The 20,749-nt window shown below is 76.7% G+C and carries 17 protein-coding genes; 10 read left to right on the top strand and 7 right to left on the bottom strand.

Annotated features, from left to right (window positions below; all coding sequences use genetic code 11):
- Positions 1-33: 33 nt before the first annotated feature.
- Both ABZ836_RS17475 and ABZ836_RS17470 read right to left on the bottom strand, forming a co-directional pair.
- A complete protein-coding gene (locus ABZ836_RS17475; protein WP_361143051.1) occupies positions 34-309 on the bottom strand; it encodes a DUF4031 domain-containing protein in 276 nt (91 codons plus the stop codon).
- Between the two features lie 4 nt (positions 310-313).
- Positions 314-706, bottom strand: a complete 393-nt coding sequence (locus tag ABZ836_RS17470) for a hypothetical protein (protein ID WP_356130048.1) — start codon at positions 704-706, stop codon at positions 314-316.
- A 149-nt stretch (positions 707-855) separates the two neighbouring features.
- Here ABZ836_RS17470 and ABZ836_RS17465 point away from each other — a divergent pair, with 149 nt between their 5' ends.
- Positions 856-1,743 (top strand): MurR/RpiR family transcriptional regulator, encoded by an 888-nt coding sequence (locus tag ABZ836_RS17465; protein WP_361143274.1) that lies wholly within the window; start codon positions 856-858, stop codon positions 1,741-1,743.
- Between the two features lie 227 nt (positions 1,744-1,970).
- Complete coding sequence (murQ, locus tag ABZ836_RS17460; protein ID WP_361143048.1) at positions 1,971-2,969, top strand: N-acetylmuramic acid 6-phosphate etherase; 999 nt, start codon at positions 1,971-1,973, stop codon at positions 2,967-2,969.
- A gap of 34 nt (positions 2,970-3,003) precedes the next feature.
- Here the strand turns inward: murQ and ABZ836_RS17455 are convergent, their stop codons facing one another.
- Positions 3,004-3,498, bottom strand: coding sequence for a GNAT family N-acetyltransferase (locus ABZ836_RS17455; RefSeq protein WP_356130044.1), 495 nt, complete (start codon positions 3,496-3,498; stop codon positions 3,004-3,006).
- Positions 3,499-3,652: 154 nt separating this feature from the next.
- Between ABZ836_RS17455 and ABZ836_RS17450 the strand changes: the two genes are divergently transcribed.
- The 4 genes from ABZ836_RS17450 (at position 3,653) to ABZ836_RS17435 (ending at position 8,514) form a co-directional block, all read left to right on the top strand.
- Positions 3,653-3,883: a hypothetical protein gene (locus ABZ836_RS17450; RefSeq protein WP_361143045.1), complete on the top strand. Its 231-nt coding sequence runs from the start codon at positions 3,653-3,655 to the stop codon at positions 3,881-3,883.
- A 134-nt stretch (positions 3,884-4,017) separates the two neighbouring features.
- A complete protein-coding gene (locus ABZ836_RS17445) occupies positions 4,018-7,017 on the top strand; it encodes an AAA family ATPase (protein ID WP_361143042.1) in 3,000 nt (999 codons plus the stop codon).
- A gap of 9 nt (positions 7,018-7,026) precedes the next feature.
- A complete protein-coding gene (locus ABZ836_RS17440; protein ID WP_361143039.1) occupies positions 7,027-7,710 on the top strand; it encodes a maleylpyruvate isomerase family mycothiol-dependent enzyme in 684 nt (227 codons plus the stop codon).
- 90 nt (positions 7,711-7,800) lie between these two features.
- The gene (locus ABZ836_RS17435; protein ID WP_356130038.1) at positions 7,801-8,514 is read left to right on the top strand and encodes a copper homeostasis protein CutC; all 714 of its coding nucleotides are present in this window, start codon (positions 7,801-7,803) and stop codon (positions 8,512-8,514) included.
- A 33-nt stretch (positions 8,515-8,547) separates the two neighbouring features.
- Here the strand turns inward: ABZ836_RS17435 and ABZ836_RS17430 are convergent, their stop codons facing one another.
- Positions 8,548-10,620: an ATP-binding domain-containing protein gene (locus ABZ836_RS17430; protein WP_361143271.1), complete on the bottom strand. Its 2,073-nt coding sequence runs from the start codon at positions 10,618-10,620 to the stop codon at positions 8,548-8,550.
- Positions 10,621-10,903: 283 nt separating this feature from the next.
- Positions 10,904-11,407, bottom strand: a complete 504-nt coding sequence (locus ABZ836_RS17425) for a GNAT family N-acetyltransferase (protein WP_361143036.1) — start codon at positions 11,405-11,407, stop codon at positions 10,904-10,906.
- A gap of 153 nt (positions 11,408-11,560) precedes the next feature.
- Here ABZ836_RS17425 and ABZ836_RS17420 point away from each other — a divergent pair, with 153 nt between their 5' ends.
- Together ABZ836_RS17420 and ABZ836_RS17415 are read left to right on the top strand one after the other, a co-directional pair.
- Complete coding sequence (locus tag ABZ836_RS17420) at positions 11,561-11,950, top strand: VOC family protein (RefSeq protein ID WP_356130032.1); 390 nt, start codon at positions 11,561-11,563, stop codon at positions 11,948-11,950.
- Positions 11,951-12,087: 137 nt separating this feature from the next.
- On the top strand, positions 12,088-13,731 hold the full coding sequence (locus ABZ836_RS17415; RefSeq protein WP_356130030.1) for a DNA repair helicase XPB: 1,644 nt from the start codon (positions 12,088-12,090) through the stop codon (positions 13,729-13,731).
- Between the two features lie 65 nt (positions 13,732-13,796).
- Here ABZ836_RS17415 and ABZ836_RS17410 read toward each other — a convergent pair whose 3' ends face one another.
- Positions 13,797-16,556: a helicase-associated domain-containing protein gene (locus ABZ836_RS17410; RefSeq protein ID WP_361143032.1), complete on the bottom strand. Its 2,760-nt coding sequence runs from the start codon at positions 16,554-16,556 to the stop codon at positions 13,797-13,799.
- Between the two features lie 192 nt (positions 16,557-16,748).
- Between ABZ836_RS17410 and ABZ836_RS17405 the strand changes: the two genes are divergently transcribed.
- Positions 16,749-17,795: a hypothetical protein gene (locus tag ABZ836_RS17405; RefSeq protein ID WP_361143029.1), complete on the top strand. Its 1,047-nt coding sequence runs from the start codon at positions 16,749-16,751 to the stop codon at positions 17,793-17,795.
- 147 nt (positions 17,796-17,942) lie between these two features.
- Here the strand turns inward: ABZ836_RS17405 and ABZ836_RS17400 are convergent, their stop codons facing one another.
- Entirely contained in the window at positions 17,943-19,346 is a 1,404-nt protein-coding gene (locus ABZ836_RS17400; RefSeq protein ID WP_361143026.1) for an MFS transporter, read from the bottom strand.
- Positions 19,347-19,733: 387 nt separating this feature from the next.
- Between ABZ836_RS17400 and ABZ836_RS17395 the strand changes: the two genes are divergently transcribed.
- Entirely contained in the window at positions 19,734-20,666 is a 933-nt protein-coding gene (locus ABZ836_RS17395) for a DUF3027 domain-containing protein (protein WP_361143023.1), read from the top strand.
- The last annotated feature ends 83 nt before the right edge of the window (positions 20,667-20,749 follow it).

Below are 20,749 nucleotides of genomic sequence, written 5' to 3'. Positions count from 1 at the left end.
CCCGGTGGTCCCGGTCCGGGGCGGCGGCGCGCGCTACGCCCGCGTCGTCCCCGGCCGCTTGCGGCGGCGGAGGCCCGCGGCGTGCAGACGGCGGACGATCTCGCGGCTGCGGACCGGGACCGCCCCGGCCGCGACCGCGTCGTCGTACCGGTCCGCGGGGATGTCGTAGTGGTCGCCGTCGAAGGCCCGCCGGGGCGCGCCCAGGCGGGCGGCGAAGGCGTGGAGTTCGTCGTAGGACACGTCGCTGACCAGGTGGGACCACAGGCGCCCGTGGCCGGGCCAGGCGGGCGGGTCGATGTACAGGGTCACGGGGTCACGACGCGTCCGGCGAGGCGGCGCCCGGCAGGGCCGAGCCCAGCGAGCCCACCGCGGCGACCCGGACGCCCGCCTGGTGGCACACCCAGTGCGGGTCGGGTCCCAGCTCCGGCTCGATCTCCAGCGCGTGCGGCTCGCCGTGCGCGCACACCGGGCACAGCGGCCACCGGCCGAACTTGTCCAGCAGCGCGTCCTGCACGTCCTGCGCCACGAGGCCGGGCAGGAACTCCGCGCCCTCCGGCCACTGCTCCACCCACCAGCGGCGCTGCACCACCGAGTCCTCGACCAGCGAGACCACGTCGGCCTCGGCGACGTCTCCGGCGACCAGATCGGCGAGGACGAGGGCACGGGCCGCGTGCACGGCCTGTTCGAGGGGGCTGATGGCGCTCATGCTCCCATTGTCACGCGCCCTTGACCCTGACCAGGGAACGAAAATATCTTTCAGGGGCTACCTTCTAGGTGAAGGAAAGTTTCGTGAGTTCACCGACCGTGCCGTCCCCCGCCCGTGGAGCAGGAGGCCGCGCCCCGGCGCGGGCCGCCGTGCCCGTGCCGCCCGCCCCGCCCGCTCCCGCCGCCCTCGCGGCCAAGGTGCGGACACTGGGCCCCTCGATGACGCGGTCCATGCAGCGCGTCGCCGAGGCGGTGGCCGGCGACCCGGCCGGCTGCGCGGCGCTCACCGTCACCGGCCTGGCCGAGCTCACCGGCACCAGCGAGGCCACCGTGGTCCGCACGGCGCGGCTGCTGGGCTACCCCGGCTACCGCGACCTGCGCCTCGCGCTGGCCGGGCTCGCCGCCCAGCAGGAGTCCGGCCGCTCCCCGTCGGTCACCGCCGACATAGCCGTCGACGACCCGATCGCCGAGGTCGTCGCCAAGCTGGCCCACGACGAGCGGCAGACCCTCGCCGACACCGCCGCCGGGCTGGACACCGCCCAGCTGGACGCCGCCGTCACCGCGATGGCCGCCGCGCGGCGGATCGACGTCTACGGCGTGGCCGCGTCCGGGCTGGTCGCCCAGGACCTGGCGCAGAAGCTGCTGCGGATAGGCGCGGTCGCGCACGCGCACAGCGACCCGCACCTGGCCGTCACCAACGCGGTGCAGCTCGGCGCGGGTGACGTGGCCGTGGCGGTCACCCACTCGGGCTCCACGGGGGACGTGATCGAGCCGCTGCGGGTCGCCTTCGAGCGGGGCGCGACCACGGTGGTGGTCACCGGGCGGCCCGGTTCGGCGGTCACCCAGTACGCGGACCACGTCCTGACCACCTCCACGGCCCGGGAGAGCGAACTGCGGCCGGCCGCGATGTCCTCGCGCACCGGGCAGCTCCTGGTCGTGGACTGCCTGTTCGTGGGCGTGGCGCAGCGCACCTACGACCGGGCCGCCCCCGCCCTCTCCGCCTCCTACGAGGCGCTCGCCCACCGCCACCGCCGCTGAGTTTTTGAGCCCCCGAGCCCTTGAGCCGCTGAACCCTTGAGCCCCCAGCCCTTGAGCCGCTGAACCCCTGAGCCCCCGAGCCCTTGGGCCGCTGAGCTCTCGGGCCGCCGTGGCGCCGATCCGCCGTGTCGCTGAGCGGCTGTGCCGCCGAGCCCACGGGCGCCCGAGCCGCTTCGACGCGGCCGCCGCAGAGTTTCCGTCCGTCCTCCCAGGGAGTGACCGCCGCCATGTCAGGTGCCGATCCGCGAGCCCAGCTCGACAACCCCGACCGTCTCGACAACCCCGACCGCCCCGACCGTCCCGACCGCCCCGACCGTCTCGACGGCCTTGACCACCTCGCCACCGAGGCAGCCCGTCCCGACCTCGCCGAGCTCGACCTGCTGCCGACGGAGCGGATCGCGGAGCTGATGAACGAGGGGGACACCGCCGTGCCCCTCGCGGTCGCCGGGCAGGTGCCGCGGATCGCCGCGGCCGTGGACGCCATCGCGGAGCGCATGGCCCGCGGCGGCCGGCTGGTCTATGCGGGCGCGGGCACGGCGGGCCGGCTCGGGGTGCTGGACGCCTCCGAGTGCCCGCCGACCTTCAACACCGCTCCGGGCCAGGTGACCGGCATGATCGCGGGGGGCCCGCAGGCCCTGGTGACCTCGGCGGAGGGCGCCGAGGACGACGCGGACGCCGCGCGCGCCGACCTGGAGGAGTTCGGGCTGACCGCCGACGACTGCGTGGTCGGCGTCTCCGCGTCCGGCCGCACGCCCTACGCGGTCGCCGCGGTGGAGTACGCGCGGGCCGCCGGGGCGCTCACCGTGGGGGTGGCCTGCAACCCGGACAGCCCGCTGGCCGCCGCGGCGGAGCACCCGGTCGAGGTGGTCGTCGGGCCCGAGCTGGTCGCGGGGTCGACGCGGCTGAAGGCGGGCACGGCGCAGAAGCTGGTCCTCAACATGCTGTCGACGATCACCATGGTCCGCCTGGGCAAGACCTACGGGAACCTGATGGTCGACGTGCGGGCGAGCAACGAGAAGCTGCGGGCCCGCGCGCACCGCATCGTCGTGCAGGCCACTGGGGCGCCGGACGCGGAGGTGGCCGACGTGCTGAAGGCCACCGGCGGCGAGGTGAAGCCGGCGGTGCTGGCCCTGGCGGTGGGCGTGGACGCGGCGACGGCGGCGCGGCTCCTGGAGGAGGCCGGCGGCCACCTCCGGCAGGCGCTGAACGCCGCCGCCCGCGGGTAGCCGTTCCGGGGCGGGCGCGGGTCCGTCGCGGCGGTCAGGTCCCGCCGAGGGGGCGGCGGAACCGGACGGCGGGGCGGCCGTCGAGGAGGAAGCGGCCGGTCTCGGCGAAGCCGTTGTGCGCGAGGACCCGGCGGGACGCGGCGTTGCTCTCGTCGGTGACGGCGACGAGCGCGCGCAGGCCGTAGGTCTCCGCCGCCGCCCGGCACACCTGCCGCACGGCGGCCGTGGCCAGGCCGCGGCCGGCGTGGGCCTCGGCCACCCGGTAGCCCAGCTCGGCCGTCCCCTCCGCGGGGTCGACGTCGATCAGGTTCACCCGGGCGACGACGGCGCCGTCGTCGCCGAGGACGACGTGGAAGTGGCAGACGCCCTCCGCCTGTTCGGCGAGCAGGGCGCGGTGCCGGTCGGCGAAGTGGGCGAAGTAGGCGTCGCCCCGGTCGGGGATGGTGCGGGCGAAGTAGGCGCGGTTCTCCCGCTCGAAGGCGAGGACGGCTTCCGCGTGGTCCGGGCGTAGGCGCTCGACGATCGGCATGCCGGGGAGCGTACGTCCCTGGGACGGGTCTTAGGCGGGGTCGCGCGGTGCTCAGCCGGCTCCGGGACCCTCGGGCCGGCGTCTAGGACGCCTGACGGCGCGGAAGATGCGGAACTCTCCCGATGCGCGCGGACCCCCTGGGAAACGAAGGTTGATGCGTCAGGAGACGCAGAAGAACCAAGGGGGCAACGCCATGGCCGAGTTGGTCGAGTACACGTTCCACGAGACCCGGGGCGCGGAGCTGCGGGCGCGGGCGGCGCGGTCCCGCCTGGCCCGGGCCGCGGTCCGGGCGCGGAAGGAGTCCGCCGGGCGCCGCGTCACGCGGTGGCGCCCGCACCGCCACCCCGTGCAGGCCCCCGGCCACGCCCCCCGCCCCACCACGTGACGATCCCGGACCGCACCGCCCGGACCGACCCGTCCGCCCGTCCGGTCGGGTCGGTGTCCGAGGGGGGTCGGGGGAGGGTGGGGGTGGTGTTCGGGGCCCGGGGAACGGGTGCCGTCGGGGCGGACGCCTGTGCGATGCTCCGGGGCGTGGAGACCAGGAACGTGAGCCCCGTGTTCGTGGGCCGGGCCGACGAGCTGCGGGTCCTCGGCGAGGCGCTCGACCGCGCCGACGCCGCCGAGCCGCAGGCGCTGCTGCTCGGCGGCGAGGCCGGGGTCGGCAAGACCCGGCTGGTCGAGGAGTTCGCCGCCGGGGCGGCCGGCCGGGGCGCGGTCGTCGCGGTCGGCGGCTGCGTGGAGATCGGGGCGGACGGCCTGCCGTTCGCCCCCGTCTCCACCGCCCTGCGGGTGCTGCGCCGGGAGCTGCCCGCCGAACTGGCCGCCGCGGTCGCCGGCCGGGAGACCGAACTGGCCCGGCTGCTGCCGGAACTCGGCGCTGCCCCGCTCGGCCGGCACGACGACGAGGGCACGGCCCGCCTCTTCGAACTGACGGCCCGCCTGCTCGAGGACCTCTCCGCCACCCGCACGGTGGTCCTGGTCGTCGAGGACGTCCACTGGGCCGACACCTCGACCCGCCACCTCCTCGCCTACCTGCTGCGCACCCTGCGTACCGGACGGCTGCTGATCCTCGCCACCTACCGCAGCGACGACGTCCACCGCCGCCACCCGCTGCGCCCGCTCCTGGCGGAGCTGGACCGCCTGCGCACCGTGCGCCGGATCGACGTGGGCCGTTTCAGCCGCGACGAGGTCGCCTCCCAGCTCGCCGGCATCGACGGCGCCGCACCCGCCTCCGAGCGGGTCGACGAGATCTACCGGCGCTCCGACGGCAACGCCTTCTTCGTCGAGGAACTCTCCTGCGGCGACCGCGCCGACAGCCTCCACGACCTGCTCCTGGTCCGCGTCGAGCGGCTCCCGGACGACGCCCAGCGGGTGCTGCGGATCCTCGCCGAGGCCGGGTCCCTGGTGGAGCACCGGCTGCTGGCCGCCGTCGCCGAGCTGACCGAGGACGGCCTGAACGACGCGCTGCGCGCCGCCGTCGGCGCCAACCTGCTGCTCGCCGAGGCGGAACAGGACGGGTACCGGTTCCGCCACTCCCTGGTGCGCGAGGCCGTCGCCGACGACCTGCTGCCCGGTGAGCGCGCCCGGATCAACCGGCGGCTGGCCGAGGCCCTGGAGACCGACCCCACGCTGGTCGCCGCGGACCGGCGCGCCACCCGTTTGGCGGGCTACTGGTACTGCGCGCAGGACGCCGCCAAGGCCCTGCCCGCCGTGCTGGCCGCCGCCCGCGAGGCGTCCTGCCGCTACGCCTACGCCGAGCAGCTGCGGATGCTGGAGCGGGCGCTGGAACTGTGGGACGTGGCGCCCGAGCAGGTCAGGGCGGGGCTGCGGCGCTCCGACCTCGGGGAGGTCCCGCCGTACGGCACGGACGCCGGGCCCGGGGCGCCCGGCAGCCCGGCGGCGTGCCCGGACCAGGCCGACCTGCTCGCCCGGGCCGTCGTCGCCGGCCGGCTGTGCGGGGAGCGGGACCGGGCGCTCAGGCTGACCCGGCGCGCGCTGGAACTGCTCGACGAGCGGCGGGACCCGCTGCGCGCCGCCTGGTTCTGGGACCAGAGCTCCACGCTGACCCAGGAGCTGGCGCGCGGCGACGGCCGGGCGGAACTGGCCCGTGCGCGGGAGCTGACCCGCGGACTGCCGCCCTCCCAGGTGCACGCCTGGGTGCTGGCCAACGCGGCGTCCTGGGCGATGGTGCGCCACCAGGGCCCCGAGGCGATCGCCTCCGCCGAGGAGGCCGTCGCGTACGCCCGCGGCATCGGGTCCCTCCCCGTGGAGCTCAACGCGCGCATCACCCTGGCCTGCATGCTGGTGCACTCCGGCGACCTGGACCGCGGACTGCGCGAGCTGTTCCGGGTCAGGGAGGAGGCCACCGCCGCCGGCCTGACGCAGCCGACCGCCCGGGTGTACGTGAACCTGCCCGCGCAGCTGGAGTCGGTGGGCAGGTCCCGGGAGGCCGCGGCGATGCTGGAGGAGGGGGCCGGGTACACCCGCCGTTACGGCCTGGTCGTCTCCGGGGTCTGGGTGCACGCCAACCTCGCCGAGTCGCGGTACTCGCTGGGCGACTGGGACGGCGTGCTGGAGGCCGCCGGCAGGGCCCGGCGGATCGGCCACGCGATCGAGGCGCAGGGGGCGGCCCGCCTGGTGACGGCCTTCGTCGCCCTGCACCGGGGGGCGCTCGAGGAGGGCGAGCGGCTGCTCGGCGAGGCGCGGGACCTGCTCGCCAACAGCGACCGGCTGCCGCAGACGACGGTCCCGCTGGCCTGCGCCCGGATCGTGCTGGCGACCGCACGCGGCGACGGCGCGCGGGCGCGGGAGGCGCTCCCCGCCGTGCTGGACGCCGGACTGCCGCTGGGCGCCCCCGCGCACAACTGGCCGCTACTGGTCGAGGCGGCGGAGGCCGGGATCGCCGCCGGGCCGGCCGACCCGCGCACACTGGAGCGGCTGCGCGCCGCCGCCCGAAGGGAGGCCGCCCTCGCCCCGGTGTGGCAGGCGCACGAGCTGTGGCTGCGGGCGGCGCTGCGGAGGGCCGAACGGGGCACCGGCCACGGCGACCGCCGGGCGGCGGAGGACGTGGACGCGTGGTCCGAGGCGGTCACCGCCTTCGAGCGGCTGGAGCGGCCGTTCGACCTGGCCCGGGTCCGCCTGCGGCTGGCCGAGGCCCTGACCGCGCGCGGCGGCGACGGCGACCGGGAGCGGGCCGCCGACCTCGTGAACCTGACCGCCGCGGCCGCCCGGCGGCTCGGCGCCCGGCCCCTGGCCGCGGCGGCCGAGGCGCTGCTGCCCGCCCGGCCGGCCGCCGCGCGGGACGCGCCCCACGGGCTGACGGCCCGCGAACGCGAGGTCCTGCCGCTGCTCGCGGAGGGCCGGAGCAACCGTCAGATCGCCGAGCGGCTCTTCATCTCGCCCAAGACGGCGAGCGTCCACGTCTCCAACATCCTGGCCAAGCTGGGCGTCGCCACCCGGGGGGAGGCCGCCGCGCTGGCGCACCGGAGGGGACTGGTGACGAGCGGGGACCAGCCTTAGCGTGACCGTATGACGACACCTGCCGACGTACGACGACGCGAACGCGACCCGGAGCTGCCGGGCAGGCTGCTCACCCTCGAACGGGACGCGCTGGTCCCGCTGTTGCGGTCCCGTCAGGACGCCGACTTCGCGCTCCCGGTGCCCGCCTGCCCCGGGTGGACGGTGCGGGACGCGCTCGCCCACTGCGGGGCGGTCCTCACCCGTCTGGTGGAGGGCCGTTGGGAGAAGGGAGCCGGCGGCCCCGAGCACAACGCCCGCGACATCGCGGAGCGGGCCGACTGGCCGGTGGCGCGGATCGTGGACGAACTCGAGCGGGGCCTGGGCGAGGCCGGTCCCGCGATCGCCGCCCTGGACGGCCGCCGCGACGGCGTGGCGCTGGGCGAGTGGATCCACGCCGGCGACGTGCGCGAGGCGTGGGGGCTGCCCGGGGCCTACGCGGGCCCCGGCCAGGCGGACGCGCTGGCGCTGCTGGCCTGGGTGACGCGGACCTACCGCCTCGTCCCGGTCCACGCCGACCTGGACGGCTACGACGAGCCGTTGCGGCTGGGCGACGGCACGCGGGCGCCCGGGCGGTACATCGGGGACGCCGCGACCCTGGTCCGCCTGTACTCCGGCCGTCCGGTGGGGGGAGCCCCGTACGAGCTCGCCGGGGTGGAGGAGGCGGAGTTGAACATCTTCGGCCGACGGCGCTGACCGCCCGCGGCCGGGCGCGTACGCTGGGGGTCCCATTGGACTAGACCTCTGCGGCGAGCGGGAGGTGCGAGGTGCGAGGTGCCCATGCCGGTGAGTGAGCGGTCGGAGCGGTCGGAGCGGTCCGTGCTGGAGGTGATCGCCCTGGACGCCGAGGACGCGGTGGCCGCGCAGGAGGGCGGCGCGGACCGGCTGGAGCTGGTGACGGACATGGCGGCCGACGGGCTGAGCCCGTCGGCCGCCGTCTTCGCCTCGGTGCGGGCGGCGGTGGACCTGCCGGTGCGGGTGATGCTGCGGCTCGCGGACGGGTTCTCCGCCGGGGGCGACCCCGGCGTGGCCGAACTGGTGCGCCGGGCTGGGGAGTTGCGGGAGGCCGGGGCGGACGGGTTCGTCCTCGGGTTCCTGGACGAGGGCGGGTCGCTGGACGTCCCGGCGATGGAACGGGTGGTGGACGCGCTGGACGGGTGCGCGTGGACGTTCCACCGGGCGCTGGACCACGCGGCGGACCGGAACGCCGTGCGGAAGGGGGTGGCGCTGCTGCCGGGGGCGGACCTCTGCCTCACCGCGGGAGCGGCGGACGGCGTGTCCGCCGGGCTCCCCGTCCTCCTCGCGGAGGCCGCCGGCGCGGCGCCGGGGGATCCCGGTCTGATGGCGGGCGGCGGGCTGCGGCTGGAGCACGTGCCGGTGCTGCGGGCGGGGGGTGTGCGGGCGTTCCACGTCGGCGGGGCGGTCCGCGACGGCGGCTGGGACGGCCCGGTCTCCGCCCCCGCCGTCCGCACCTGGCGCACCACCCTCGACGCCGGGTGACCCGCTGCGGGCCGGCCGCGCGGGCCGGGTGAGTCAGGCGAGGTGGGGCGGGAGGGGGGCGGTGTGGGTGACGAGGAGGCCGGAGACGGCTCGGGTCAGGGCGACGTACAGCCGCCGCAGCCCCGTCCGCTCGTCCGGCTCCCCGTCCACCACCGCCGCCGGCTCGTCCAGCACCACGTAGTCGTACTCCAGGCCCTTCGCCAGCGACGCCGGCACCAGCGTGAGCCGCGTGCTTACCGTGGTCTCCTCGCCCGGGGAGAGGTACCCGACCCCCGCCGCCGCGAGCGCCTCGGCCAGCACCGGAACCCGCGCGTCCGCGGCGATCAGGCCCACCGACCCCTCGTTGCGGAGCAGTTCCCCGCACGCCGCGACGACCGCCTCCGCCGCGTCGACCCGGCGGATCTCGAAGAACCCGGGGTTCTCCCGGACCGACGCCACCGGCGTGAGCCCCGGCGCGATGTGCGGCAGCAGCCGCGAGGCGTACGTGATGACGTCCGTCGGCACGCGGAAACCGGCGGTGAGCTCCTCGATCACCCCGTCCGGCTTGCCCAGGTGCCGCAGCGCCTCCTCCCAGGTCCGCGTCGCCCACGGCGTGGTGCCCTGCGCCAGGTCGCCCAGGACCGTCGCCGAGCCGGTGGTGCAGCGGCGGCCCACCGCCCGGTACTGCATCGGGGAGAGGTCCTGCGCCTCGTCCAGCACCACGTGCCCCAGCGAGGGCGTCCGCCGCACCAGGTCCGCCGCCTCGTCGATCAGCACCGCGTCCGCCGCCGACCACTTCGCGGACCGCGCCGACCGCGCCGGCCGGGTCCACAGCAGCAGCTTGCGTTCGTCCTCGTCGAGCACGCCCTCCGACTGCGCGGCGAGGAACTCCGGGTCGGAGAGCAGCCGCAGTACCAGCTTGGCCGGGTCGACCGGCGGCCAGATCGCCTTGACCGCCGCCTTCACCGCCGCGTTCCGGGCGACCGCGTCCTGCACCCGGTCGTCCGGCGCCTCGCCCGACTGCTCCATCCGCACCAGCACCGCGTGCGCGATCCGCTGCGGCAGCGCCTCCCGCGCCGCGCCGTAGCGGATGTCCCGGGCGAGCAACTCCTGGACGATCTCCTCCAGTTCGTACGCCGGGACCCGCCACCGCCGCGAGCCGCGGACCACCACCACCGCCTCGTCGGGCAGGGTGACGTGGGACCGGACGGCCCGCCGCAGCACCTCCGCCATCCGCACGTCGCCCTTGAGCAGCGCGGTGGCCGGTTCGTCGACGCCGCGCACCTCGACGTGGGCGACCAGGTCGTCGACGGTGGCCTGCTTGACCTCCAGCTCGCCCAGGGCGGGCAGCACCTGCTCGATGTAGTGGAGGAAGGAGCGGTTGGGCCCGACGACCAGGGTCCCGGTGCGGGCGAGGCGGTCCCGGTAGGCGTACAGCAGGTACGCCACGCGGTGCAGGCCCACGGCGGTCTTGCCGGTGCCGGGTCCTCCCTGCACGCAGACCGTGCCGCCGAGCCCGGCGCGGACGATCTCGTCCTGCTCCGGCTGGATGGTGGCGACGATGTCCCGCATCGGGCCGACGCGCGGCTTCTCGATCTCCTGCTGGAGGAGCCGGCTGGTGGTCTCCGCCTCGGCGGGGTCGGTGAGGTGCTCGTCCTCGTAGGCGGTGAGCTCGCCGCCGGTGTAGCCGAAGCGGCGGCGCAGCCCGATGTCCATCGGGTCCTTGCGGGATCCCCGGTAGAACGCCTGGGAGACCGGGGCGCGCCAGTCGATGACCATCGGGTCGCCGTCCGCGTCGTGGACGTGCCGCCGCCCGATGTAGAACCTCCGGTCGACGGCGCCCGCCCCCGGCCGCCCGTCCTCGGCGTCCTCGGCGTCCTCGACGTCCTCGACGTCCTCGGCGGGCTCGGCGGGCTCGGCGTCCCGCGCACGCTCCGCGCCCTGCGCGTTCTCCGGCCGGTCGGCGCCCGGGGCGTGCAGGAAGTCCAGGCGGCCGAAGAACAGGGGGGTGTCGCTGAGGTCGGCGAGCGCCTTGATCCGCTCGTCGATCTGCCGGCCGAGCACCTCGGCGTTCACCCAGTTGGCCGTGACGTCGCGGATGTCGAGGGCCTCGACGTCCTCCCTCATCGCCCGCAGCGCGGCCCGTGAGGCGGCGAGGTGGGCCCGCTCCCGGGCGAGGGCGTCGTCGGACGGGCTCGATGCGCTGGACAAGGCATGCCTCCGGTCGTACCTGATGATCTGCGGTGCGGTGACGGCCGCCGGGCGCGAGGCGCGGGGGCGGCCGGGCCGGCCGGTTTCCGTCCGGTCGGCGGCACTCCGGGGCACGGAGGCGGGGAGACGCGGGATCATACGCCGCCCGGCGGGAGCGGTGCCACCGCGTTTTCCGGTTGCTCCCCGCCGGGCCGGCAGCTCAGGACCCCGTGGCGGCCCCGGTGACCGTCCGGCGGTACACCTGGCGGGACCCTCCCTCGGGACCGGGCGCGGCCGGCTCGCAGGCGGTGAAGCCGAGCCGTTCGTAGAAGACCCGGGCGCCGCTCTCCACCGCGCCGGGGTGGTCCGCGCCGAAGGTGACGACCTCCAGGACGGCCGGGCGCCCGGTCACGAAGCGCGCCGTGGCCTCGTCCAGCAGGGCGCGGCCCACCCCGGTCCCGCGCGCCGCCGCGGAGACCACCAGCCAGTCGAGGTGGTGCGCCCGCGCCGATCCGGCCTCGGCGGGGTCGAACAGCAGCCCGCCGAGGGGGAACGGCGCCCCGTCGGTTTCCTCGGCCAGCAGCGCCGTCCCCCGGGTCAGATGGGTGCGCAGCGCCCGGTGGAACCCCGGCTCGGCGACCATCGGGCCGAACCACCGCTCCACCTCCGCGGCCAGCCGGAGGAATCCGTCCAGGTCGTGCTCACCCGCCACGCGCATCCGCATCGGCCCAGCATGGCACCACCGCCCGACCGGCCACCGCCCGACCGGCCGCCCGCGTGAACCGCCCGCGGCCGACCGCCCGCGGCCGACCGCCCGCGGCCGACCGCTCGCGGCGAACGCCGGGACGCGGCCGCCGGGCGGCCCTAGGGTGCCCGCATGGCCACCATCAAGCAGGTCTCCCTGGGTGTGGACGACGACCGGAGGGCGGGCGAGTTCTGGCGGCGGGCGCTGGGCTACGTGCGGCGTCCCCCGCGGTTCGAGGGCGACGAGTGGATCGTCCTGGAGCCGCCGCCGGGCGAGCCGGGCCTCGCCCTCGCCCTGGACACCAGCGAGAGCCCCGCCGAGCGGTTCCCCCGGATCCACCTGGACCTGGACGCGGGGGAGCGGGACCTGGACGAGGAGGTGGACCGCCTGGTCGCGCTGGGGGCGCGGCACGTCGACTGGCCGCACTACCCGGACGTCCTGCCGCCCGGCGCGCTGCCGTACGTCGTCCTGGCGGACCCGGAGGGCAACCGCTTCTGCGTCGAGGGCCACCGGCGCGGCTGACCCGGGCCGTCCCGCCCGCGGAGCCCGCGTCCCGACCCGGCGGCGCGGGTGTCCCGCGTCACTCCACCCGCGTCCCCGCGTGATGCACACTGGACGTTTGGCCGACAAGGGGCGGCCATGAGGGAAAGGTGGCGCTGTTGAACGGTCCGCTGATCGTGCAGAGTGACAAGACGCTCCTGCTGGAGGTCGACCACGAGCAGGCCGACGACTGCCGTCGGGTCATCGCGCCCTTCGCCGAACTGGAGCGGGCGCCCGAGCACATCCACACCTACCGCATCACCCCGCTCGGCCTGTGGAACGCCCGCGCCGCCGGGCACGACGCCGAGCAGGTCGTCGACGCGCTGGTCACGTACAGCCGCTACCCGGTGCCGCACGCCCTGCTGGTCGACATCGCCGAGACGATGGACCGCTACGGCCGGCTGACCCTCTCCAAGCACCCCGTGCACGGCCTGGTGCTCACCACCACCGACCGCCCGGTGCTGGAGGAGGTGCTGAAGTCCAAGCGCATCGCCCCGCTGGTCGGCGCGCGGATCGACGCCGATTCGGTGGCCGTGCACCCGTCCGAGCGCGGGCAGATCAAGCAGACCCTGCTCAAGCTGGGCTGGCCCGCCGAGGACCTCGCCGGGTACATCGACGGCGAGGCCCACCCGATCGACCTGCACGAGGACGGCTGGCAGCTGCGGCCCTACCAGAAGCAGGCGGTGGAGAACTTCTGGCACGGCGGCAGCGGCGTCGTCGTGCTGCCCTGCGGCGCGGGCAAGACGCTGGTCGGCGCGGGCGCCATGGCCGAGGCGAGGTCGACCACGCTGATCCTGGTCACCAACACCGTCTCGGCGCGGCAGTGGAAGTCCGAGCTGGTGCGCCGGACCTCGCTCACCGAGGACGAGATCGGCGAGTACAGCGGCACCAAGAAGGAGATCCGGCCGGTCACCATCGCCACCTACCAGGTGCTGACGACCCGCCGGAAGGGCGTCTACCCGCACCTGGAGCTGTTCGACTCCCGCGACTGGGGGCTGATCCTCTACGACGAGGTGCACCTGCTGCCCGCCCCCGTCTTCAAGTTCACCGCCGACCTGCAGGCGCGGCGCCGCCTCGGCCTGACGGCCACGCTGGTCCGGGAGGACGGCCGGGAGTCCGACGTCTTCTCGCTGATCGGGCCCAAGCGGTTCGACGCCCCGTGGAAGGAGATCGAGGCGCAGGGCTACATCGCGCCCGCCGACTGCGTCGAGGTCCGGGTCAACCTCACCGACTCCGAGCGGCTCGCCTACGCCACCGCCGAGACGGAGGAGAAGTACCGGTTCTGCGCGACCACGGCCACCAAGCGGAAGGTGACCGAGGCGCTGGTCCGGAAGTTCGCCGGACAGCAGATCCTGGTGATCGGCCAGTACATCGACCAGCTCGACGAGCTCGGTGAGCACCTCGGCGCGCCCGTCATCAAGGGCGAGACCAGCAACGCGCAGCGCGAGAAGCTCTTCGACGCGTTCCGCCGGGGCGAGATCAACGTGCTGGTCGTCTCGAAGGTCGCCAACTTCTCGATCGACCTGCCCGAGGCGACGGTCGCCATCCAGGTGTCGGGGACCTTCGGATCCCGGCAGGAGGAGGCGCAGCGGCTCGGTCGGGTGCTGCGGCCCAAGGCGGACGGGCACCAGGCGCACTTCTACTCGGTGGTCGCGCGCGACACCGTCGACCAGGACTTCGCCGCGCACCGGCAGCGGTTCCTGGCCGAGCAGGGCTACGCCTACCGCATCGTCGACGCGGACGAGGTCCTGGCCGCCGACTGACCGCCCCGCCGCCCTCCCGCGGGCACGACCCCCCGGGAGGGCGACGGCCCGGTTCCCGCCCCCCGCTACGCCTCCTCGTCGGCGAGTTCCGCCGCGCCCGTGATGCGGTGGAGGGGGTACGTGCGGACGGCCGTGGCCGTGTGGTCGTGGGCGGTGACGAAGCCGCCCTCGACGCTGAGCGGGGTCAGGACCCGCTGGGTGGCCACGCCGTTCGCGTCGAGGTGGCCGATCAGCACGCGGGTGCCGGTCAGCACCGCCATCTGCAGGGTGGCCAGGGTGTCCTGCGCCGACGACCGCGGCAGGTCGCCCTCCGGGATCTCCGGCGCCTTCAGCGGCGCCGTGGCGGCCTCGTCGCCCGCGCGGATCGCCCGCACCGCGGCGGACAGGTGGGGGCCGTCCGGCAGCGGCGGGCCCTCCGGCACCGGCTGCGGCAGGGACCGCGGCGGCGTGCGGTGGGCGGCGGCCCGCGCGATCAGGACGTCGCCCTCCGGGGACTCGGCTGCGGGCGCGAAGCCCATCGAGCGCAGCCCCTCCAGCAGCGTCGACGGGTCGGTCCGCGCCGCCAGGACGGTGGGCGCCAGCCGCCGCAGGCCCAGGCCGGCGGACCGCCCGTCGGCGAGGATCTCCTCCAGCACCTTCTCGTCGTCGCACCGCACGTACGAGGAGGACGCCCCCACCCGCAGCACGCCGTGCCGCCGGGCGACGTCGTCGATCAGGTAGGCCAGCGGCTGCGGCACCGGCGTGCGGGAGTGCGCGGCGAGGAAGGCGTGCAGGTCGGCGGCGGTGCGGCCGGAGTCCAGCGCGCGCCGGACCGAGCCGGGCGTGAAGCGGTAGACGGTGGCGCCGCCCTTGGACTCGACCTCGGCGAGGAGGTCGAGGGTCTCGGCGAGCGGCCGCTCCAGCGGGCCCGGCGCCACCGCCGTCAGGTCGGCCTGGAGCAGGACGTGGTCCAGCGGCGCCGGCAGCAGCGGGGTGAGCACCCGGGCGGCGGTGTCCGCGGCGACGGCCTGCTCGGCGGGCGGCAGCGGCGCGGGGACCGGTTCCGGACGGCCGCCGGCCCGGTGGTGGCGGTGCACGGGGAGTCTTCCGCCCGGCCCGGTGTCCTCGGCCGCGGCGGGGCCGGCGCCGCCCGCGGACCCGTACGGGAGTCCGGGCTCCCGGACCCCGGCCCGCGGGACCCCGGGCTCCCCGGGCTCCCCGAGCTCCCTGAGTTCCCCGAACTCCTCGTGCTCCTCGTGCTCCTCGGGCTTCTCGGGTTCCGCGCTGCCGGCGTCCTGGGCCCGCGGGTCCTCTCCGAGGAGCAGCGCGCGGCCGTGCGAGGAGAGCGCGCCCCGCCCCGTGACGCCGAGGCGTTCGGCCTCCTCCAGCGTCCAGCGGGCGATCCGGGTCCGCAGGTCCTCCTCGCCGCCCGTGGCGCCGCCCGAGGAACCGGCCGTGCCGTCGGCCCGCCGCAGCGGGCGCTCCCACCGCAGCCGCCGCAGCAGCGACGGCTCGTCCGGCGACGCCCCGGCGGGCAGCGCGGCCAGCAGCGTCAGCACCCGGTGCCGCACCTCGGGCGCGGCGGACCGGTCCAGGCCGGGGCCCAGCGCGGACAGGGCGCGGTCCTTGGCGTCGCGCCCGCCGACCACCCCCGCCGTGCGGGTCCCCGTCAGCCAGGGCTGGGCCAGCCGCGCCCACCGCTCGGCCGGCGGGCGGTCCAGCCACTCGTCGGACGCCGGGGTCGGCGCGTACCGCTCGTCGGCCTCGCCGTCGGAGGCGATCAGGCCCGCGCCGAAGGCGACCTCCAGCCAGAACGCCGCCTCCGGCTCGGAGACGCCCAGCGCCCCCGACGTCCGCTTCAGGTCCCGCACGCTGAGCCCGCCGGCCCGCAGCACGGCCGGGCCGCCGCCGTCCCACGCCTTCAGCAGCTCCTCGACCGTGGACAGCGCCTGGTACGCCTGCCCCGCCGCGGTGGCGTCGACGACCTGCGGGGCGTGCGGCGCGGCGATCTCCACGGCCGGCGGGAACGGCTCGGTGACCCGGTGGGCGCGTCCGCCGCGCAGGTGCAGCGCCACCTCGCGGGGCAGCACCACCGTGCCGGGGGTGATCGGCAGCAGCAGCCCGCGGTCCATCAGCCAGCGCAGCCGGGGCGCCGGATCGTGGGTGACCTGGCCGTAGGGCGGCCCCCACACCAGGCGGTCCAGGATCTCCAGCGAGTCGGCGGGCGCGTCGGACAGCAGGTCCGACATCCGCTCCGGGTCGGTGAAGAGCGCGGTCAGCGCGGCGACGGCGGAGACCGCGTCATGGGTGGACGACAGCCCGGCGGCGGCCAGGATGTCCTGCACCCGGTTCGGCGACATGGGCACGGCGGCCTCCGCGACCGTCGGGCCCAGGCCGGTCGGCGAGGGCTGCCGGGGCGAGGGCGCGAGCAGTTCGCGCACCGTGCGCACCAGACGCAGGTGGCCGTCGTCCCCCCAGACGAGGGCCTGCTCGCGCAGCTTGTCCACCGCGTACGGCAGGGCGCGGGCCACGGGGGACTCGGCGGCCTCCGGGTCGTCGCCCTGCTCGCCGGCCATCAGCCGCAGCAGCTCGCCGTAGGAGGCGGGGTCCGAGGCGACGGCCAGCGCCTCCGCGGTCTGCAGGGTGAAGCGGTCCAGCCGCTCCAGGGCGCGCGTCACGGAGGCGCGGGTGCCGGCCCGCGTGGCCAGCTGCGTCAGGTCGGTGGGGACGGGGGTCACCAGATCGGGGCGGGCGCGCAGCAGCGCGGACAACGACGCGTCGTCCCGGGCGCGCAACGCCTCCGCGAGGGAACGGGGGGTTGCCGCCGGCTTCTCCTCGGTGCTCATCCGCCCAACGGTAGTGGGTGGGACCGTCACTGCCGGGGCAGGGCTGTGGAGGGGCAGGCAGGGCGGCGGGTCCGGGAGTGTCCCGGGCCGCGTGGGGGGATGGTGACGGGGCGTCTGCGCTAGCGTGCCGGAAGGGCGGCCCGGGGCTGCGCGGGGCGGGCGCGCGGGCGGTGTGCACGGGAGGTGGAGCGGGTGGGTATCGAGAGCGACCGGCTGGTCTACGACTACCTGAGCCGGGTCGGTGACATCGCCCAGCAGCGGCAGTTGCCGTCGGCGGCGCGGATGCGGCTGGTGACGGAGCTGCGGGGCGAGATCGACCGGCGGCGCGCCAAGGCGATGGGCGACAGCCCGGCCGCGGTGAAGCGGATCCTGGACCGGATCGGGCCGCCGGACGCGGTGGTCGCGGCGGCGGGCGGACCGGTTCCGGCGCAGCGGAAGGAGCCGGACCCGGTGGCGCCCGCGCCGCCGCCCTCCCCGGAACGGCCGGGTCCCCCCGCGCCCGAACCGCCGTCGGGCCGGGCGCCCGACCCGACGGCGGCGGACCCGGCGCCGGATCCGGCGGCGGATCCGCCGTCCGGGGCCCGCGCGGGCGGCGGGCGGCTGTGGGGCCTGCGCAAGAGCGTGCCGAAGCAGCGCACCGACGAGGCGCCGGCCGCCCCGGCGGCCACCGACTGGTGGCGGGTCGACCCGGCGGCCGGGAGGGAGGAGGTCCCGGGCTTCACCGGCGGCGTGGAGATCCCCGAGATGCTCAAGCCCCCGCCGCGCGGGGGGCGGGACGGCGCGACCGCCGACGGCGCCGCGGCCGCCGCCCCCGGGGCGGAGGCGGAGGCCGCGGCGGTGGTCGCCCCGCCCCGCCGGCGGCGGTTCGGCCGGGTCACGCGCGGGCGGAGCGGCGCCGGGCGCGGCCTCGGCAGCCCCGTCCTGGTGACGGCGGCCGCGCTGCTGATCGCAGGGGCGGCCGTGGGACACCTGGTGCCGCTGGCGCTGGGCTGGCTCGTGGTGTGGGGCTCCCGGCGGCTCGGTCCCGCGGAGACCCGGTGGGCGCTGATGATCATGCCGGGGGCCGCCGTCGCGGGCGGCGTCGCCTGGCTGTGGGGTCGTGTCGACGGCCGCTGGGGCGCCCCCCTGCACGAGGGCGAACTCGCGGCGGCCCTCACGGAGACCGGCCCGGTGGTCCTCCGCGTCGCCGCCGTCCTCTCCGCCCTCTACGTCCTCCACACCGCCCGCCGCCGACCCTGAACGGCGCCCCCGGCGACCGCCACCGGGTCCGGGCACGGCCACCGGCGTCCACCCACCGCGTCCGGGCGGACGCCGGTGTGCGTTCGCCGGGGGGCGGGTGCGGCAGCCGGTGTTCGTCCGCGGCGGCCCGGTGGAGGCGCGTCCCGGTCAGGTCAGGTGGCGGCCCGTGGAGCCGGCGGAGCGGAGGAGGCCGCGGACGGTGGTGGCCCAGCCGGCGCCGACGATGGCCGCGGCGACGGCGAGGCCCAGGGGGCCGACCAGCGGCAGCGAGATGCCGATGGCGCCGCCCACCACCCAGGCCATCTGCAGCGTCGTCTCGGACCGGGCGAACGCCGAGGTCCGCACCTGCTCGGGGACGTCGCGCTGGATCATCGCGTCCAGCGACAGCTTGGACAGCGCCTGGGCGAAGCCCGCGACCCCCGCGAGGACCGCGACCATCGCCGCCCCGAAGAACGCCGCCGCCAGCGCCGCCGCGACGACGACCAGCGCGACCACCGTCACGATGATCCGCTCCGGCGCCCGCGCCCTCAGCCACGCCCCGACGGCGGTGCCCAGGGCGTTGCCCGTGCCGGCCGAGACGCCCACGACCCCCATCGAGACCGCCACGGACTGCCCGCTCATCGGATGCTCGCGCAGCAGGAACGCCAGGAAGAACAGCAGGAACCCGGAGAGGACCCGCTGCGAGGCGTTCACCACCAGCCCGTGGGTGACGCTGGTGCCGACCGTGCGCAGCGCCAGCCGGGGCCGGTCCTCCGGGACGCGCCGGTGCGGGCCGTGCAGGTGCTCGGGGTCGGCCGCCAGCAGGGCCGGTTCCTCGCCCTTCGCGGAGTCGACCTTCTTCGGCAGCGACAACGACAGCATCGTCCCCGCGACGAAGACGGCGCACGCCGCGTAGAGCGGCCACCGGGGGCCGATCAGGTGCAGCCCCGCGCCCACCGGCGCGGCCACGCCGGTGGCCACCAGCCCGCCGAGCGTGACCCGGGAGTTGGCCTTGACCAGAGAGAACCGCCGGGGCAGCAGCCGCGGCACCACCGCGCTGCGCACCACGCCGTACGTCCGCGAGCACACCAGCACGGCCAGCGCCGCGGGATAGAGCTGGATGCCGCCCCCGGCCACCGCGCCGGTGAGGACCAGCGCCAGCACCGCCCGCGCGCCCATCGCGCTCGCCATGGCGGCCCGCCGGCCCCAGGGGATGCGGTCGATCAGCGGACCGATGACCGGGGCGAGCAGCGCGAACGGCGCCATGGTGATCGCCAGGTACAGCGCGACGCGGCCGCGCGCCTCGTCGGTGGGGACGGAGAAGAAGACGGTGGAGGCCAGCGCCACGGTGATCAGGACGTCGCCCGCGCCGTTCACCGCGTGCAGTTCGATCAGCCGGCCGAGACCCGACTCGCCCGCGCCGTGCGCGTGGGTGACCCGGCGGATCAGCCGTCCCGCACCGCGGAACGGTGATTTCAGCGCGCGCCCGACGGCGCGGAGCGGTCCGCCGTCGCGGTCCGCTCCGCCGGTGGTCCGTCCCCGGCTCGCGCGGGACGTGCGTAGGGCTGCCACCCCGTCATAGTGCCCCGCCGACGGCGGTTATGCGCTGTTCCGTCCGGGCGGTTCGGATTGTCGGGCCCCCCGCCGGGCCCCCGCCGCACCTCTGTCGGGCCCCCGCCGGACCCCCGCCGGACCGCTCCCGGGACCGTCCGCCGACGATCCAGATCGCCGGAACCGCCCGCCGGTGTGGGCCGACGGCCACGGAGAAGGTAGCGTTCGGTTGCGCGCCGTGGTGGTTGTACTCGGCCGCGCGCCTGAACCTCATCCCGCAGAATGGATGACATAGGTGCGCCCGAGCGCGATCGGGCGCGGACGTCGACGCGGCCCACCGGTCCGCTCCGTCCGCCCCGCCGCCGTACGCGCGCACCCGTGAGACGGCGTAGGAGAGAAGCGATACCTGTGAGCGCAGCGACAACGCGAAGCCGCACCCCCGACCGCCTGTGCGCCGAGGCCGTCGACCTCGCCCGCGCCGCAGCGGAGGAGACGGCCGCCCCAGGAGTCGTCGGCGAGCACGTCGGCATGGTCTCCGAGGGGGACCGGGTCGTCACGCACTTCTTCGAGTGCCGGGAGCCGGGCTACCGGGGCTGGCGCTGGGCCGTCACGGTGGCCCGCGCCTCCCGCGCCAAGGTCGTCACGCTGGACGAGTCGGTGCTGCTGCCGGGCCCGGACGCGCTGCTCGCCCCCGAATGGGTGCCGTGGAGCGAACGGCTGCGCCCCGGCGACCTCGGCCCGGGCGACCTGCTGCCGACCAACGCCGACGACCTGCGGCTGGAGCCGGGCTGGAGCGGCGAGGACGAGCCGGCGCCGAACTCCGCGGTCTCCGACGAGATGGCCGCCCTGGTGGAGGCGGAGGACGCCGAGGTCGCGGGCGCGCGGCCGGCCGAGCTGCCGGTCTCCCCGGCGCGCGGCACGATCGCGGCGGTCGCCGAGGAACTGGGTCTGCGGCGGGCGCGGGTCCTCTCCCGGTACGGGCTGCACAGCGCGGCCGACCGGTGGGAGGAGTCCTTCGGGCCGAAGACACCGATGGCGCAGGCGGCTCCGGCCACCTGCGTGAGCTGCGGGTTCCTCGCCCGGGTGGGCGGCTCGCTGGGCCAGGCCTTCGGGGTCTGCGCCAACGAGTTCTCGCCCGCGGACGGACGGGTGGTGTCCCTCGGGTACGGGTGCGGAGCGCACTCGGAGGCGGCCGTCATGCCGAAGGCGCCGCGTCCGGCGCCGCCGGTGCTGGACGAGACGCGGGTCGAGTCCATGGTCCTCCACCCCGTCACGGTGCCCGGCGAGGGCTCCGTCCCCGCCACGGCCGACTCCTCCACCGAGGACCTCGGCCACTCCTGAGCCACCGCCCCCGTCTCCGTCCGGGCCCGACGGCGGTCCGCCGCCCGCGCGTTGCCGGAGGCCCCCGTGCGCGCGTCGCCGCG

The sequence above is a fragment of the Streptomyces sp. NPDC047130 genome (assembly GCF_040643475.1).
Taxonomy (GTDB): Bacteria; Actinomycetota; Actinomycetes; order Streptomycetales; family Streptomycetaceae; genus Streptomyces.
Note: the sequence above shows the minus strand (reverse complement) of the source record. Positions and strands in the feature narration are given on the sequence as shown.